General features: G+C 43.7%; 17 protein-coding genes. 7 read left to right on the top strand and 10 right to left on the bottom strand.

Annotated features, from left to right (window positions below):
• Window positions 1-26: 26 nt before the first annotated feature.
• The 7 genes from FG24_RS00810 to FG24_RS00780 all read right to left on the bottom strand — a co-directional run bounded on the left by FG24_RS00810 (window position 27) and on the right by FG24_RS00780 (window position 5637).
• Window positions 27-1277, bottom strand: coding sequence for a TIGR03862 family flavoprotein (locus FG24_RS00810; protein ID WP_036299986.1), 1251 nt, complete (start codon window positions 1275-1277; stop codon window positions 27-29).
• A gap of 141 nt (window positions 1278-1418) precedes the next feature.
• Entirely contained in the window at window positions 1419-3209 is a 1791-nt protein-coding gene (gene feoB / locus FG24_RS00805; protein ID WP_036299984.1) for a ferrous iron transport protein B, read from the bottom strand.
• A gap of 9 nt (window positions 3210-3218) precedes the next feature.
• Window positions 3219-3446, bottom strand: a complete 228-nt coding sequence (locus tag FG24_RS00800) for a FeoA family protein (protein ID WP_036299982.1) — start codon at window positions 3444-3446, stop codon at window positions 3219-3221.
• Window positions 3447-3600: 154 nt separating this feature from the next.
• Window positions 3601-4389 (bottom strand): peptidylprolyl isomerase, encoded by a 789-nt coding sequence (locus tag FG24_RS00795; protein WP_036299979.1) that lies wholly within the window; start codon window positions 4387-4389, stop codon window positions 3601-3603.
• Between the two features lie 66 nt (window positions 4390-4455).
• Window positions 4456-4710 (bottom strand): BolA family protein, encoded by a 255-nt coding sequence (locus FG24_RS00790; RefSeq protein WP_036299977.1) that lies wholly within the window; start codon window positions 4708-4710, stop codon window positions 4456-4458.
• Between the two features lie 61 nt (window positions 4711-4771).
• Window positions 4772-5071, bottom strand: coding sequence for a YciI family protein (locus tag FG24_RS00785; protein WP_036299973.1), 300 nt, complete (start codon window positions 5069-5071; stop codon window positions 4772-4774).
• Window positions 5071-5637: a septation protein A gene (locus tag FG24_RS00780; protein ID WP_036299971.1), complete on the bottom strand. Its 567-nt coding sequence runs from the start codon at window positions 5635-5637 to the stop codon at window positions 5071-5073. Before FG24_RS00780 ends, FG24_RS00785 begins: the two co-directional genes overlap by 1 nt.
• A gap of 207 nt (window positions 5638-5844) precedes the next feature.
• On the opposite strand from FG24_RS00780, the gene FG24_RS00775 reads away from it, so the two are divergent.
• From FG24_RS00775 to FG24_RS00745, 7 genes are all read left to right on the top strand, one after another.
• Window positions 5845-6735, top strand: coding sequence for a 3',5'-nucleoside bisphosphate phosphatase (locus tag FG24_RS00775; RefSeq protein WP_036299969.1), 891 nt, complete (start codon window positions 5845-5847; stop codon window positions 6733-6735).
• A gap of 28 nt (window positions 6736-6763) precedes the next feature.
• Window positions 6764-7390, top strand: coding sequence for an L-threonylcarbamoyladenylate synthase (locus FG24_RS00770; RefSeq protein ID WP_036299967.1), 627 nt, complete (start codon window positions 6764-6766; stop codon window positions 7388-7390).
• A gap of 83 nt (window positions 7391-7473) precedes the next feature.
• Complete coding sequence (locus FG24_RS00765) at window positions 7474-8109, top strand: site-2 protease family protein (protein WP_036299965.1); 636 nt, start codon at window positions 7474-7476, stop codon at window positions 8107-8109.
• A gap of 71 nt (window positions 8110-8180) precedes the next feature.
• Window positions 8181-9383 carry a tryptophan--tRNA ligase gene (locus tag FG24_RS00760; RefSeq protein WP_036299963.1) on the top strand — a complete coding sequence of 401 codons (1203 nt, stop codon included), beginning with the start codon at window positions 8181-8183 and terminating at the stop codon, window positions 9381-9383.
• A gap of 28 nt (window positions 9384-9411) precedes the next feature.
• Complete coding sequence (locus FG24_RS00755) at window positions 9412-10194, top strand: segregation and condensation protein A (protein ID WP_200876858.1); 783 nt, start codon at window positions 9412-9414, stop codon at window positions 10192-10194.
• Window positions 10187-10726: an SMC-Scp complex subunit ScpB gene (gene scpB, locus FG24_RS00750; protein ID WP_036299960.1), complete on the top strand. Its 540-nt coding sequence runs from the start codon at window positions 10187-10189 to the stop codon at window positions 10724-10726. The genes FG24_RS00755 and scpB overlap by 8 nt, the downstream gene beginning before the upstream one ends.
• A 187-nt stretch (window positions 10727-10913) precedes the next feature.
• On the top strand, window positions 10914-12038 hold the full coding sequence (locus FG24_RS00745) for a pseudouridine synthase (RefSeq protein ID WP_036299958.1): 1125 nt from the start codon (window positions 10914-10916) through the stop codon (window positions 12036-12038).
• 165 nt (window positions 12039-12203) lie between these two features.
• Here the strand turns inward: FG24_RS00745 and FG24_RS00740 are convergent, their stop codons facing one another.
• The 3 genes from FG24_RS00740 to FG24_RS00730 all read right to left on the bottom strand — a co-directional run bounded on the left by FG24_RS00740 (window position 12204) and on the right by FG24_RS00730 (window position 16204).
• Window positions 12204-13346, bottom strand: a complete 1143-nt coding sequence (locus tag FG24_RS00740; RefSeq protein WP_036299956.1) for a methyltransferase — start codon at window positions 13344-13346, stop codon at window positions 12204-12206.
• A 241-nt stretch (window positions 13347-13587) separates the two neighbouring features.
• Window positions 13588-15654, bottom strand: a complete 2067-nt coding sequence (locus tag FG24_RS00735) for a bifunctional diguanylate cyclase/phosphodiesterase (protein WP_036299954.1) — start codon at window positions 15652-15654, stop codon at window positions 13588-13590.
• 34 nt (window positions 15655-15688) lie between these two features.
• Window positions 15689-16204, bottom strand: coding sequence for a YfiR family protein (locus FG24_RS00730; protein ID WP_036299952.1), 516 nt, complete (start codon window positions 16202-16204; stop codon window positions 15689-15691).
• Window positions 16205-16206 lie beyond the last annotated feature (2 nt).

Here is a 16206-nt window from a genome sequence, read left to right as displayed (position 1 = left end):
TTGCAATCTGTAAAGATTGTACTGGGTTAAGCGTTAGCTTTTAACCAATCTATTACGCCTAAGCCTGCGCTACGGCCAGACGCAAAGCACGCCGTCAGTAAGTATCCGCCAGTGGGTGCTTCCCAATCCAGCATTTCTCCAGCACAGAATACACCGGGTAATGCTTTTATCATCAGTCGTTCATTTAAGCATTCAAAATTAACACCACCTGCGCTACTAATCGCTTCGTCAATCGGGCGTGTTGAGGTTAATTTGAGTGGAAGCGTTTTAATTGCGTTACCTAGCTTAACAGGGTTCATATAATCTTGAGCAGAGAGTAACTCTCTTAATAAAGCGGCTTTAATGCCTTTGATGCCAAGCCTACTTTGGAGGTGGCTCGATAGTGAGCGAGAGCCTCTAGGGTGGGTAACGTCAGCAAGCACCTGTTCTAATGATCGATCAGGCAATAGGTCTACATGAATGGTTGCCTCGCCACCGGTATCTATTGTGTTACGAATGTTTGCAGAGAGCGCATAAATTAAACTACCTTCTATGCCATTTGCCGTAATCATGCATTCACCATGTTTACGTTGTGTTAGGGCATGCTCATCTATGATAGATATAGCGATAGTCTTCAGTGGTGATCCAGCAAAGCGAGTACTGAAGTGTTCACTCCAATTGGTATTGAAGCCACAATTGGCGGGCTTTAATGGAGATACAGATATGCCATGGTGACTAAATAAATTGACCCAAGCGCCATCTGAGCCTAAACGCGCCCAACTGCCGCCACCTAAAGCGAACACTATTGCATCAGCTTCAGAAGTGAGCTCTCCATCTGGTGTGCTAAATGTTAGTTTGCGATTATCCCAGCCTGTCCAGCGGTGACGCATATGAAAGTTAACACCAGCTTCACGTAAGCGATGTAACCAGGCACGTAATAATGGTGCGGCTTTCATGTCCGTTGGAAAAACACGCCCAGAAGAGCCCACAAAAGTATCAATGCCAAGCGCATGTATCCACTCACGTAATGCTTGTGGGCTCATGACATTAAGGAGCGGGGCAATGTGTGCATGACGGGCACCATAACGTGATAGAAATGGTGTTAAAGCTTCCGAATGGGTGATATTCATACCACCTTTGCCTGCCATCAGAAATTTACGCCCTACCGTGGGCATGGCGTCATATAAGTCTACATGGATGCCTGCGAGGCTTAAGGTTTCTGCTGCCATTAGGCCAGCAGGACCACCGCCGACGATGGCAACTTTTGGAGATTTAACGATATTGGATGATTTTGTCACAATTCAATGCGGCTCAAGGCTAGGCTAAGTGAGGTGCTAATGCCACATTGTAAAGCTATGTTGTCACGGGAGCTATGTTTTGTGGGGTGGTGGTTGCTCAATTAGTCATTAAGTTAACGACTAATTGAGAGTGTAGCAACTTTAGTATCCAAGTAAGCGTGCGCTTTGGTAGAAAGCAAAGCTGATAATCCACGCGAGACCTAAAGACCAAATGATGGATAGCCACATAAAAGCAGTGCTTTTGGATTCATTTTTAATCGTGGCAATCGTAGATAGGCACGGCGTGTAAATCAAGGTGAATAGCATAAAGCTCATGGCTTGCACCCAGTCGATTTGCGTTGCCATCTGCGCCATGAGCGCATCGCCTTGCAGGCCGTAAATTACAGCAAGCGCACCCACCACAATTTCTTTAGCAACAAAGCCAAAGATCAGCGCAATAGCAAGCTCATGATTAATGCCGATAGGGTCGAGCATTGGCGCGAAAAATACACCGATTTGTCCTGCGTACGTCTCTACGCTTGCTGGTGCTACATTGCTCGGGAAGTTAGTTAGCAACCACACAAGCACAACACCAAATACGATGAACTTACTTGCTCTGTTCAAGAAGTGTTTTACCTCATGCCAACCACGTAGCACAATCTGGCGAGGTGTTGGGAAACGATAAGGCGGTAGTTCTAAAATAAAAGGCTCTGTATTCTGATACTGCTTTTGGAATAAAACTGCGGTTAAGAACATGGTGAAAAAACTCATCACGTATAACGAGAATAATACTAATGGTGCGTGGCTTGGGCTAAACAGTGCGGCAATCATGAAGATGAATACTTGCATTCTAGCCGAGCACAATGATAGCGGTATCACGAGCATAGTGAGTAAACGCATGCTGCGTGAGCGCATAATTCGGGTACCCATGATAGCTGGCACATTACACCCAAAGCCCATGAGCATCATGACAAAGCCACGTCCATCTAGGCCCATTTTTGCCATGATTGCATCCATGAGAAAGGCTGCGCGTGATAAGTAGCCGCTGTCTTCTACCATGGACATCATTAAGAAAAATAAAATAATGATAGGCACAAATGCTGCAACAGTCGCTACACCATTATAGACACCATCTAACATTAAACCGCTAAGCCACTTAGGTGCGCTGGCAAAAAGAGGATCTAATAACTCCGCGCGGATTAAATCTAATAGCCATGCTAGGCCATCTTGTATGGGAGCGCCTACCGTAAAAATAAATTGGAACAGTAAAAACATGGCAGCAAAAAATAGCGGCAAACCCAACCATTTATGCAATAACACTTTATCTATTTTGTCGGTAGTATCGTCGTTAAGTGTCGCCGGAATTTGAACATGCTGCTGAATGAGCTCATGCATTTCATGCTCAATGTCATGGTCTTCTTGTAGTAGCAAGCTGATACTTTGAGGGTTGGTTGTTGCATCTTGCTGGTTGATAATGGAGGTGGCTGCTTCTAATGCTTTTGGCAGGCCATCGCCATATTTTGCGCTGATCTGGATAACCGGCAAACCTAAGGTTTGACTTAAGCTTTCTGTGTTGATGGTAATGCCAGCGCGTTTTGCTTCGTCTGCCATATTGAGTGCAAGGACAATTGGAAAGCCAAGTTTTTTAATTTGTAATAGCAGTGAGAGCTGGCGATCAATTTGTGTGCTATTAAGCAACACAACCAGTAAGTTGACTGGATTGTTTGTGATGAAATGCCTAACCACTTGTTCATCTTCTGAAAAGCCGTGAAGATCATAAATGCCAGGTAAATCAATCAGCTCTACGATATTGCCACCAAGCAGTATTTTGGCGCTCATTAAATCAACGGTGATGCCAGGCCAATTGCCAACGCGTGCAGAAGCACCGCTAATGCGATTAAATAGCGTGGATTTTCCAGTGTTCGGCATGCCGAGTAGCGCAATACGCTTCATTTTTTAACTTTATATTGCGTTGATTTGAATGCGGTCGGCTTCTGTGACACGCAAAATGACATCTGTAGTACCAAGACGCACATGCAACGGGCCGTTGAAGCTAGCACGACGCATGATGCTTAAAGGCTTGCCAACGCGAAAACCCAATGCCGAGAGGCGATGAAACAGAGACTCTTCAGCCTCTATGGCTGAGATAACCGCTTGTTGACCAGCTTTTAATTCTGATAAAAATTGCATATGGTGTGAATGATGCATTTTGTAGATGATAACAATTCTTATTATCGCATAATTTAAGCGAAAGTGCAGGCCGTCACTTAAAAATAGCCAAGACCTATGAGACCTATGATAAGAAAAAAGGCTCCATTACTGGAGCCTTAGGCCTAACTTAAATTTATTTACTAATATCTACTTTAGCTTTAGCACGTAAATCGCCCATGAGTTTTTCTAGGTTACGTTGTTGCAGGTTTTTTTGTAAACCGTCTTTTAGTTTATCGTAAGCAAGTGGTTGAGCCGCACGGCTGTCAACCAGTTTGATGACATGCCAGCCAAATTGAGTTTGCACTGGGCTGTTTGAAGTAGCACCTTTTTGTAAGTTAGCAACAACATCGCTAAATGGCTTAACCATCGTTGCTGGTGAGAACCAACCTAAGTCACCGCCTTTTTCTTTAGAACCTGGATCTAATGATTTTTCTTTTGCGATTTTTGCAAAGTCGCCGCCTTTACCAAGTTGAGCAATGATGTCTTTAGCTTCAGCTTCTGTTTTCACTAGAATATGACGAGCGCTATATTCTTTGTCGCCATAAGCTGTTTTGTATTTCTCGTAGGCAGCTTTTGTATCTGCATCTGAGATTGGGTGTTTTTTAACATAGTCTTGTAAGAACACGCTGGTAAGCAATTTACGGCTAGCCAGTTCTTCGCGTGCAACAAAGTCAGCTTGTTTGTCTAGACCGAGTCTTTGTGCTTCTTGGTATACAAGCTCAGAACTCACAAGTTCATCAATGATCGCTGCTTTGGTATTTGCATCAATTTTTTGGCCATTTGCAGTCACGTCTTTTACGATCACATCGTAAAGAGATTGTTTCACTTGCTTGCCATTCACTGTTGCTACTGCATCAGCGGCGAAAGCTGATGGTGTCATTGATAAAATAGCAATGGCAATTAATGTTTGGGTGAATTTCATTAGTAAAGAATCCTTAAGTATTAAATTTTAGAGTATTAAATTTAGTTAACAAATTTGTCACGTATTTTAAACTTCATCTGTTGCAATTGCGTGAATACTTAGCGCATGAATTTTGTGAGGCATCAAGTCAGCGAGCGCCTGATAAACAAGGCGATGACGCATTATCTGTGATTTGCCACAAAAATGCGAGCTTGTGATATTGAGTTTATAGTGACCACCGCCGCCATTGCCTTTGTGGCCTGCGTGCTGCGCACTTTCGTCAATTAAATCCAGAGAAGTAGGTGCCAACGTTTGTAGGCGAGTTTTGATTTCATCAATCATGGTAGAAACTTAAAGTAGATAACTTAAATATGGTGAATAACTAAATACTGAATGTAGATACTTAGGGTAGTGTTTTTCTAAAAGGTTTCACTGTTACTAGGCCATAAACACCAACGGCCACAAATGGGTCGTTATTTGCCCAGGTGGTTGCTTCTTCAAGGCTAGTGAATTCAGCAACGATTAAACTGCCTGAGAACCCTGCTGGGCCTGGGTCGTTGCTGTCGATACTAGGAAAAGGGCCCGCGAGTAGCAGGCGACCTGCATTTTGTAGTGCCTGTAGCCTGCCTAGATGTTCTGGTCTTGCGGCTAAACGTTTTTCTAAGCTATTGGGGGTGTCTTCTGCAATGATGGCATACCACATTATTCAGCATCTCCTTTGTTGTCCTCTATTGAGTTGTCTTCTTTTGGTAGATATTTACTGATCATGATGGTTTGCACAATAATAAAGCCGAACATGATGCCAGTAATGCCGAAAAGCTTAAAGTTTACCCATGTATCTTGTGAGTAATTAAATGCCACATAAAGGTTAATAAAACCAAGTGCTGTGAACAGTAGCGCCCAAGCAATGTTCAGGGCAGACCAGACATTGTCTGGTAATTTAACTTGCTTTTCCATTAGGCTACGCATCGGATTTTTATTAAAGATAAATTGAGATGCAAGCAGACCCGCTGCGAATAGCCAGTACAAAATGCTTGGCTTCCATTGAATAAACGTCGGGTCTTTAAGCAGTAAAGTAGCGCCGCCGAACACAGTGATGATGACACCGCTGAGTAATAGCATTTTTTCAACAACACCATGTTTGATTTTGACATAGATAATCTGTGCAAGTGTTGCGACGATTGCCACTGCCGTTGCAGTGAAAATGCCGAAAAACTTGAAAGCAACAAAAAACAAAATAACGGGAAATAAATCAAACAGAAACTTCATATTCACTCTTTGTATAGAAAAACTTAGGATGCTCGGATGCTAAAACAAATCTAAAAACAATACTTTAGCGTAATGTGCTATTTTGCTATTATAGTTACTCGTCTGCAAGGCGTAATTTTAATTGGTTGAAATACTTGATAAGTCATTTAGTATCGGGTGTTTTCTTAGGGGTTGAGCTGGCGCAAGTCGTTTATTACCAATGGTTTAATGATAGATTTACATTCGCACTCCAATATTTCTGATGGTCTATTTTCTCCAACTGAGCTAGTTGCACATGCTGCTGAGCATGGCGTTAGTGTGCTGGCGTTGACTGATCATGATGACATTAGCGGTTTGTCTGAGGCGCGGCAAGCTGCTCACTTGCATGGTATCCAGCTGATTAACGGTGTGGAGATTTCCGTGACATGGAAAAAACGCACATTGCATATCGTTGGTTTAAATGTCGATGTGGACAATGAAGCGCTAAAGACGGGTTTGGCTGCAGTGCGTCAAAGTAGGCTGGATCGGGCAAAACAAATGGCGGCAGGTTTAGAGAAATCTGGCATCCATGGTAGTTTTGAAGGGGCCTCCGCTTATGCCAAACAAAGCATACTGACACGTATGCATTTTGCACGCTTTTTGGTGGAGCATCAATACGCTAAAGATCCCAAGTCCGTATTTAAAAAATATCTGGTAAAAGGTAAGCCTGGTTTTGTGGACCATCAATGGATGGATTTAGAGTCAGCGGTTAGCTTGATTGTAAACGCTGGCGGTGTTGCAGTGTTGGCCCATCCTGGGCGCTATGATATACGCCGAACTAATATGTTATTGTTGCTTGAAGAGTTCAGAGCGCTCGGCGGCTCGGCCATTGAGGTGGTGACTGGTAGCCACACTGCAGCCCAGTATGTTGAATATGCAAAATATGCGCAGTTGTTTGGTTTGAAAGCATCGCAAGGTTCCGATTACCATGGCAAAGGCATTAGTTTTATGGAAATGGGGCGTTTGCCAGCCTTGCCAAGTGGATGTGTTCCTGTGTGGCAGGATTGGGCTAATCTTCAGGATTTATCTATTCAGGATTCCTCTAGTGTGACAGATGTGCCAAATGTTAAGTTATCGTAAAGTATAGACCGATAGAAAATAGGGATACATGTCGCAATTTTTTAATATCAACCTGAGTAATCCTCAGTCTCGTTTAATTGCACAAACTGCCGAAATTTTGCGTAAAGGTGGGGTGATTGTTTATCCCACAGATTCTGGCTATGCGCTGGGGTGTATGCTAGGGCACGCGGATACTCAAATGCGTATACGTCAGATTCGTGCGGTAGATGATAAACATTTCTTTACTTTAATGTGTCGAAGCTTAAGTGAGTTAGGTAATTACGCGGTAGTCAGCAATAGTCAATTTCGCTTGCTTAAAGCAAATACGCCGGGTGCTTATACCTTTATTTTAAATGCCACGCGGGAAGTGCCGCGTAAATTGCAACATCCCAAGCGCAGTACAATAGGTATACGTGTACCACAGCATCCTGTTGTGCAGGCTTTGCTAGAAGCGATCGATACACCGATGCTTAGCATGACGTTAAGTTTGCCAAATGACGAGGATGTGTCGATGATGGTGCCGTGGGAGATTCGTGAGCGTCTGGAGCATGTCGTGGACTTAGTGATTGAAGTTGAGCATTGTGAAGCGGGTGCAACGACCGTGATTGATTTGACAGGAGAAAATCCTGTGCTGATTCGTGAAGGCTTAGGTGACCTAAGCCCTTTTTCTTTTTAAAGTTGATTAATTTGGGTTTTAGCTAAATGACGAAACCCGATTGATTGCGTTGATAAATACCTGATTAATAAATAGAGTAATTAATGGAATTAACGATCATACAAAAAATAGCGATTTACGCGTTACCAGTGATTTTTGCAATCACGGTGCATGAAGCCGCACATGGCTACGTGGCAAAATATTTCGGGGATATGACCGCGTTTAATGCTGGGCGAATTACGCTTAATCCGATTAAACATATCGATCCTTTCGGTACGATTTTGCTACCTGCACTCACCATTATGTTGGGCGGTATTTTATTCGGTTGGGCAAAACCTGTTCCCGTTGATTTTGGTCGACTACGTCATCCTAAAAAAGACATGCTTTGGGTTGCAGCAGCAGGACCCGCTTCAAATTTTGTGATGGCTGTGTTTTGGGTATTAGTGCTTAAGTATTCTGTGTTTGCGCCAGAAGCCTTTGCTTACCCTTTAGCGTTGATGGCAAAAGCGGGCGTTGCGATTAATGTCATCCTCATGGTGCTTAATTTACTACCATTACCGCCATTAGATGGTGGCAGAATTGCGGTAAGCTTACTTCCGTATCGTTTTGCGCGACCGCTCGCTAACATTGAACCGTATGGTTTTGTTATTTTGATCGTACTCTTATTTACTGGGGTGCTCGGGGATATACTGAAACCATTAATTGCTATTGTAAATGGCTTATTGGTGAGTATTTTGTAGGTTTTGCATGATTGGTTTTGCAGGCATAGTTAGTATAATAAGCACATATTTAATTTAGGGTTTTTCATCACATGGCAATAGAACGCGTTTTATCGGGCATGCGCCCTACAGGCAATCTGCATTTGGGGCACTACAACGGTGTGTTGAAAAACTGGATACGCTTGCAGCATGAGCATGAATGTTTGTTTTTTGTTGCCGATTGGCATGCGTTAACTACGCACTACGATACGCCGGAAGTGATTGAAGAAAGCGTGTGGGAAATGGTGATTGACTGGTTAGCGGCAGGGGTGGACCCAGCAAGTGCGACTATCTTTATTCAATCTCGTGTGCCTGAGCATGCCGAGTTGCATACATTGCTCTCGATGATTACCCCTTTGAGCTGGTTGGAGCGCGTACCTACCTATAAAGACCAGCAAGAAAAGCTATCAAGCAAAGATTTATCAACCTATGGCTTTTTAGGATATCCATTACTGCAAAGTGCCGATATCTTAATCTACAAGGCAACACAAGTACCTGTGGGTGAAGACCAGATCCCGCATATTGAATTTACACGCGAGATTGCACGTCGCTTTAACCATATTTATGGCAAAGAAAAAGGCTTTGAAGAAAAAGCAGAAGCCGCTATTAAAAAGCTAGGTAGCAAGCGTGGTTCGCTGTATCAGGAAATGCGTACCGCTTATCAACAAAGCGGTGACGAAGAGGCGTTGGAAACAGCGCGCGCGATGATTCAAGAGCAGCAGGGCATGAGCATGGGCGATAAAGAACGCCTGCTGGGCTACCTTGAAGGCGGCGGCAAGATGATTTTGATTGAGCCCGACTACAAGTTAACGCCTGCATCAAAAATGCCGGGTTTAGATGGCCAAAAAATGTCTAAATCGTACAACAACACGATTTCATTGCGTGAAGATGTCGATAGCGTTGCTAAGAAAATCAAAACCATGCCGACTGACCCTGCACGTATTCGCCGTACAGACCCGGGTGACCCTGCAAAATGTCCGGTTTGGCAATTGCATGAAATTTACTCGGACAAGTCTACCCAAGATTGGGTACAAGCCGGTTGCAAAGGCGCGAGCATTGGTTGTATCGAATGCAAAGGCCCTGTGATTGAGGGCGTGTTGAAAGAGTTGAAGCCAATTCAAGAGCGCGCTGCAGAATATGCTGAAGACCCGACATTAGTGAAGAATATCGTTGCCGATGGTTGTGAGCGTGCTAGAAAGCTTGCGCGTGAAACTATGCGCGATGTGCGTGATGCCATGGGTTTGAATTACAACTAGCGCATACTGTTTTGATAGATATCCCATTTTGATAGACACCCCACTCAATGCAAAAATCAAGGGTGAGGGATTTACGACCCTGCCCAAGGATCTGTATATTCCGCCCGATGCATTAGAGGTGTACTTAGAAGCCTTTGAAGGGCCTTTAGATTTACTGCTGTATTTAATCCGCAAGCACAATTTAGATATTCTTGATATTCCGATGGCAGATCTAACTCGCCAATACATGGTGTATGTGGATAAAATGCGTGCCATCAAGTTAGAGCTGGCTGGTGACTATTTGCTGATGTCTGCAATGCTGATAGAGATTAAATCACGCATGTTATTGCCCAAGCCTACCGAAATCGTGGAAGAGGATGACCCGCGTGCTGAGTTGGTAAGGCGCCTGATGGAGTATGAGGCGATTAAGCTTGTAGCACAGAGGCTCGATGAGATGCCTAAAGTCGGAGATGGTGTCTACGTCGCTAGTGCATATTTTCAGCATATTAGTCAGCTAAAGCCACCTGAAGTCAGCTTGGATGACCTTACAGAGGCATGGCGTAATGTCCTGAAACGGGCTAATCATTTCCAGCATCACAAAGTAGGGCGCGCTGAGCTTTCTGTACGTGAGCATATGAGCTTGATTCTGCGGCGCCTTAAATCTGAGCGCATGCTGGAATTTACCCAGTTGTTTGATGTGGCCAGTGATGGTATTCCGAAATTAGTGGTATGTTTTTTGGCAATATTGGAGCTTGCACGAGAGGGCTTGTTACGCATTACACAACAGCAGGCTTTTTCACCTATTTACGTACAAATAAACAACGATGAGTGAACATAGTAATATTCGTGAATTGAAGAATGTGCTTGAGGTCGCCTTGCTCACCTCACATCAGCCGCTGTCTTTAGATGATCTGTTACGTTTGTTTGCTGAGCGTATGGACCGGGCAACCTTGCGCATGTTGCTGGATGAGTTAAGGCAGGATTGGGCTGAACGTACCATGGCCTTGGTGCAAGTAGCTTCAGGATATCGATTTCAGGCACGAGAGGAGTATACGACTTATCTCATGCGGCTTAACCCTGAAAAACAGGCTAAATACTCACGCGCTGTGATGGAAACATTGGCAATTATTGCTTACCGCCAGCCAGTCACGCGTGGTGATATCGAAGAGATTCGTGGTGTCACGGTTAACCCTAACGTCATGCGACAGCTACAAGAGCGCGATTGGATCGATGTGGTCGGTCAGCGCGAGGTGCCAGGGCGTCCATCATTGTATGCAACGACCAAGCATTTTTTAGATGATTTTAACTTGCGTTCTTTGGCAGAGCTGCCACCGATGGAAGCCTTTGTTCAAGCTGAAATTTAGTACAATAAGTTTTTGTTGAGCAGCTTCATTCTCTCTACAGCAGTAATATGCTCGGCATTATAAAATGCACGCAACCAAGTTTAAATATCTACTTAATCCACAGAAGTCGTGATAAATCCATTTTATCTACTGCGATTCACTTTATCTGCGGTAAAATTGCAACATTCAATCAAATTAGCGAATTATCATGGCACGTCCTTTTAAGCAACAACGCGATCCGCAACGTCCCGTACGCAGACCAACCACCAACTTTACACCGATTGAAGTTGACCCAAACGTGCCTGCGGCACCAACGCAAAGGTTACATAAGTTGTTAGCGCTTGCTGGCTTAGGTTCGCGCCGCGATATGGAAGAGTTGATTGCTAGCGGGCGTGTGACGGTTAACGGTCAAATAGCCACGGTAGGTGCGGGCGTGACTGAGCACGATGTGGTGCGTTTGGATAGTCGTCCATTGCGTTTGCCATTTGAGGCTGAGTTGCCGCAAGTGTTGATTTACCATAAGCCAGAAGGTGAAATCGTTAGTCAGGATGACCCTGAAGGCCGTGCTAGCGTATTTGATAAGTTGCCAAAAGTGAAAAATGGTAAGTGGATTGCGATTGGTCGTTTAGATATGAACACGAGCGGCCTGTTAATATTTACCACTTCAGGTGAGTTGGCTAATCGTTTTATGCATCCACGTTATGAGGTTGAGCGTGAGTATGCGGTACGTATTTTTGGCGAACTGACAGAAGGTCAAATCGCACAGCTTAAAGAAGGTATTGAGCTTGAAGATGGCCCAGCTAACTTTGACAGCATCATCCCACAAGGTGGTGAAGGTGCTAATCACTGGTATCAAGTGATTTTGCGTGAAGGCCGTAATCGTGAGGTGCGTAGACTGTTTGAAGCATTCCAATTACCAGTAAGCCGATTAATGCGCGTGCGCTTTGGCCCAGTTAATTTGCCGCCACGTGTTAAACGCGGAAAAATGCTTAAATTAGAGCAAAAAGAAGTTGTTGGTTTATTAGAGTGGGCAGATTTGCCTGTACCAAAAGCACCGTTAAGACAATTAACGCAACGCGAGAAATTGAAATCAACCGCGGTATTTACGCCTAAAGTACGTAAGCAACGCGTCAGTGCATTAGACAGGCCACCTCGTGACGCTGCTGAAGGTGAAACTAAAGGTTATCGTGGTAAATCAGATGCGCCACGTAGTCCTGCTGCGAAAAAACCAGCAGCAAGAAGACCAGCGGCTAATCGACGCGTGCGCCAAACCAGTGATTTAAGTGCGCCACAGATGCAGAAGAAAAGTGATAGGAATCGGGGTAGGGGTTAGTTAACTTTTAGATTTCTAACAAATTTATCTAGAAGACTAAACATTGGTGAAATTTGTCTTTCTAGTTTGATTGTATACATTAAAAATGGCTAAAGATTAAATCTTTAGCCATTTTTAATTAGAGCAGCAGTCTGTCTACGACAGTTTGTGGTCTGGGTTTAATACTTAAGCTTTACCTAAGCGCCACAATGACGTGACTTCTGCTTTTCTTGCTGCATGCAATGGGTCGCTGGCATCTAGTGTTTTGTTGTGCGATGCTTTGGTGTCCATTTTATCAATCACTTTTAAATCTGCTGCACTTATCCATGCCAGCAGGTCATCGCGGGTTCTTAAGCCTAAGTGTTCAGCAAAGTCTGAAAGTATCAACCAGCCTTCTCCAGCATCGTTTAAATGTGCTTTAAGACCAGTTAAGAAGCCTTTTAGCATTTGGCTGTTTTCATCGTAGATTGCAGATTCCAGCACCGAGCTTGGTCTTGCTGGTAACCATGGCGGATTACATACAATCAAGTCAGCTTTGCCGTATGACTCATCTGGAAATAAGTTTGCATTGATCACTGTCACTGCATTTTTCATCTCTAGTTGATTGATGTTTTTTTGTGCGCAGTCTAAAGCGCGTTGCGAGTTGTCGGTTGCGATAACAGTTTTTACGCCGCGGTTTGCCAGTATCGCTGCTAGTACGCCGGTACCGGTACCAACGTCAAACGCTGTGGTGCATGGGGTAGGTAATGGTGCTGTATCCACTAGTGTTAGGTATTCACCACGAATCGGTGAAAACACACCGTAGCTTGGGTGGATTTTATTGTTGATGACGCTAATTTCCACGCCATTTTTACTCCACTCATAGGCGCCGATTAGACCTAGAATTTCACGTAAAGACACCACAAATGATTGCGTACTTTTGCCGTAGGCGTGCTCACAGGCGGCTTTGATATCTGGCGCGCGGCGTAGGTTGATGTGATAGCCAACGCTTACTTCCAGTAATAACATGCCTAGAATTCTAGCTTTTTGAGATTGTGCCTGACGGTGCAAGTGAAAAGCCTCTGTCATATTGGCAGGTGCTTTTTTAGGTTTTTTACCTGGGCGATCTATTCTGCGAGAGATGGCTTGCATGAGCTGTTTTGCATTTTGAAAATCACCTCGCCATAAAAGCGCAGTACCTTCGCAGCATAGTTTGTACGCGGCATCTGCTTTAATTGTATCGTCTGCAACTTGCACCTTCTTAGGTGCTGGCGTTTCATTTTCAGAGTGCCAGATACTGGTTTTGGTTTTGCCAGCTTCTTGCCAGCTGATGGTTGGGGTGTCGTTCAAAATGGGTTAGCCTTGGTGGTAGTTGTGTATAAATACAGTTTGTTGCTTGTTGAGTCGTGATTATGACTGACTTTAGCGTATTTTCTGTTTTTTATGCTAATTAGCGTGGATGTAAGGATGAATTATAAGCGCAATGTGAATATTCGCAGTATTTACTATGAGAGTGCCGTTTCTGCTATTGATGGTGACATTTCATCACAGGTACATGACTGTGTGTAAAGTGAGTTTAGCAGGGGGTGTTTTAAATGAGGTTTGTTTCCATTGCTACTTGATGCTTAGTTTCGCTAAGTGCAATCAGGTAATGCTCCGCTTCATTTGCTGGGACAGGGCGGCTGTGCAGAAAACCTTGTGCTGTGTCGCAATCATGCATTTTTAAGAACGCAAGTTGTGCTTCTGTTTCAACGCCTTCGGCCACTAGTTTCATCCCTAAGTTTTTGCCTAGGGCAATAATCGCTTGGGTGATTGCAACATCATTGGCATCCCCTGGGAGGTCAGAAACAAAGCTACGGTCAATTTTTAAAGTATCAATTGGGTAGCGCTTGAGGTAACTCATTGAAGAGTAGCCAGTGCCGAAGTCATCGATAGAAATAGTGAAGCCTGAAGCGGATAGTTTTTCAAGTTTACCAAGTGTTTCTTTAGAGCGATCCATCAGAATAGTTTCGGTTAATTCGATTGTCACTAAATGAAATGGTAGCTTAGTTGAGTTAACGATACTGATAATACGCTCAACAATATTGGATTGTATTAATTGGCGGCCAGATAAGTTAACACTCATTACCGTATCAACTTGATAACGTTCGCGCCATTGTTGTGACTGTAAGCATGCTTGATATAAAACGAACTCACCAATTGGGATAATGAGGCCGATATCTTCAGCAAGTGGGATGAAGTCCACTGGGCTAGTTAACCCCAGCTCAGGATTATCCCAGCGCAATAATGCTTCAAACCCAGTGACCTGATTAGTTTTGATATCAATCTGAGGCTGATAATGTAGAAACAACTCTTTGTTGTCTAATGCACGGTGCAAAGCGCTTTCCAGCGCAAAGCGCCGGATATTTTTGGCTTCCATTTCTGGTAAATACATCTGGCAATAGTTTTTCCCCAGTTTCTTAGCGTTATACATGGCAGTATCAGCATTGCGCAGTAATACTGGGATGTTTGTTGCATCGTTTGGGCAAAAGCTGATGCCAATACTTGCACCAATAAACACTTCTCTGTCTTCTAAGACGAAAGGCAGCGCCATCAGTTGAATGATTTTTTGTGCGACATGCTGGGCTTGTTCTGTGTTTGATAGATTATCTAAGATTAAAGCAAACTCATCTCCACCAATACGGCAGAGTATATCTTCGGCACGCAGGTCATGGCTGAGGCGTTCGCCAACAGCCAAGAGTAAATCATCGCCGATATGGTGCCCTAGTGTATCGTTCACTATTTTAAAATCATCAAGGTCTATTACCATGATGCAGCAAAGTACGTTGTTTTGGCTGGATGCTGCAACTACTTTTGCCATGCGTTCATTGAAGTGATGGCGATTAGGAAGCTTGGTAACTTCATCATAATAAGCAAGCTGCTGAAGACGATTTTCAGCTTGCATGCGTAAGGTTAACTCCGAATCCAACTCGGCCTCATGTGATTGAATAGTGCTTAGCATGGTATTAAACCCAGCCGCTAACTCACCAAGCTCATCTTTGCTTTCCAAATTAAAACGCAATGCATAATTATCCGTATTGGAGACAAGCCGCATGGATTTTGTGAGTTCAATAATTGGCTTGGTTAGATACTTTTGTAAACGTCGAATCATGAATGCACCCAGCACGCCAGCCAGTAACATTGCGAACATGATGAATAGTAAGAGTTTTTGTAATTGGCTGTAGATATGGTCAAGCGATGCATTAATTTGAATTTGACCAACTTGCTGCTTACCTATTCTAATGGGCTGCTGAACGGAGACGCCAGATAAATAGTTCGATAGTGTCTCGTCTTCATTAAAGTTCAGCGTAGTATTCAATGGGTATTTAGAGAATGTTTTTCCTTGGTTATCTAATATGACAACTTGTTTGATGTGCGGTGACCAGCGTAAGGCTTCCAGTAGTGTTTGTGCAGACTTCTCATCATTGAATGCAAGCGATGCGGTTAAGTTTTCACTTAAAATATGCGCTTCTGCATTGAGATCGTGAATCAAACTGGTGCGATTGCTGTGAAATGCAATTAGCGCGATGCAAACGACAAGCATCATCATCGATATAGAGGCTGCAATAAGATTGATCAGCAGTAATTTATTTCCAATTTTTAAGTCGTGTAGCAACATGAGTGATTAATTTACCTAATAAACCGTTTTAGCCCTAGTAAACCATTTTTGCTAAGCTCAGTAATTTTGAGCTTAAATATAAATTGGATTTTTTTGCCGCCAGCGTATCTACTTCAAAGACAATACGTTTGTTTTCGGTTTTGATGCCAATCATCACGCCTTTGCCAACTAGCTCAGGGACATCAGTAATCGTAAGCACTGGTGTATTTTCTAATAGCGTTAATATGACGGGAATTCGCTGCTTATCTTCTTCTGAAAGATAAACAGCCTGACATTCTTTTAATGCCTCAAGATTTGATATCTTACTAATGATGAGTGTTGCGCCATGAGGTTGATGATCTCTAAATTTTTCGAGCTCATGTTTTAAGGTGTCTGACTCTAGTGTGCAGATTTTCAGCGTATTGTTCGGGAGTGTTGGCCATTGCGTGAAAAGCGTGAAGTTGTAAACAAATGCTGCTTTCATGGCATATTCAGGTAAAGGCCCAGCAAGGCCAACGGATATAAATGGTAAGCCGACAATTGCAACAATGAAGCAAGCTAGCCGGCGCATTG

The sequence above is a fragment of the Methylotenera sp. L2L1 genome (assembly GCF_000744605.1).
Lineage (GTDB): Bacteria > Pseudomonadota > Gammaproteobacteria > Burkholderiales > Methylophilaceae > Methylotenera.
The sequence above is the reverse complement of the archived record's forward strand: the minus strand, read 5'-3'. Positions and strand labels throughout refer to the sequence as shown.

What these genes read in the sequence shown, in the direction of transcription:
- feoB (WP_036299984.1), bottom strand. Translation starts at nt 3,209, where the DNA reads ATGAAGCGTATTGCGCTACTCGGCATGCCGAACACTGGAAAATCCACG.
- FG24_RS00800 (WP_036299982.1), bottom strand. Translation starts at nt 3,446, where the DNA reads ATGCAATTTTTATCAGAATTAAAAGCTGGTCAACAAGCGGTTATCTCA.
- FG24_RS00795 (WP_036299979.1), bottom strand. Translation starts at nt 4,389, where the DNA reads ATGAAATTCACCCAAACATTAATTGCCATTGCTATTTTATCAATGACA.
- FG24_RS00790 (WP_036299977.1), bottom strand. Translation starts at nt 4,710, where the DNA reads ATGATTGATGAAATCAAAACTCGCCTACAAACGTTGGCACCTACTTCT.
- FG24_RS00785 (WP_036299973.1), bottom strand. Translation starts at nt 5,071, where the DNA reads ATGTGGTATGCCATCATTGCAGAAGACACCCCCAATAGCTTAGAAAAA.
- FG24_RS00780 (WP_036299971.1), bottom strand. Translation starts at nt 5,637, where the DNA reads ATGAAGTTTCTGTTTGATTTATTTCCCGTTATTTTGTTTTTTGTTGCT.
- FG24_RS00775 (WP_036299969.1), top strand. Translation starts at nt 5,845, where the DNA reads ATGATAGATTTACATTCGCACTCCAATATTTCTGATGGTCTATTTTCT.
- FG24_RS00770 (WP_036299967.1), top strand. Translation starts at nt 6,764, where the DNA reads ATGTCGCAATTTTTTAATATCAACCTGAGTAATCCTCAGTCTCGTTTA.
- FG24_RS00765 (WP_036299965.1), top strand. Translation starts at nt 7,474, where the DNA reads ATGGAATTAACGATCATACAAAAAATAGCGATTTACGCGTTACCAGTG.
- FG24_RS00760 (WP_036299963.1), top strand. Translation starts at nt 8,181, where the DNA reads ATGGCAATAGAACGCGTTTTATCGGGCATGCGCCCTACAGGCAATCTG.
- scpB (WP_036299960.1), top strand. Translation starts at nt 10,187, where the DNA reads ATGAGTGAACATAGTAATATTCGTGAATTGAAGAATGTGCTTGAGGTC.
- FG24_RS00745 (WP_036299958.1), top strand. Translation starts at nt 10,914, where the DNA reads ATGGCACGTCCTTTTAAGCAACAACGCGATCCGCAACGTCCCGTACGC.
- FG24_RS00735 (WP_036299954.1), bottom strand. Translation starts at nt 15,654, where the DNA reads ATGTTGCTACACGACTTAAAAATTGGAAATAAATTACTGCTGATCAAT.
- FG24_RS00730 (WP_036299952.1), bottom strand. Translation starts at nt 16,204, where the DNA reads ATGCGCCGGCTAGCTTGCTTCATTGTTGCAATTGTCGGCTTACCATTT.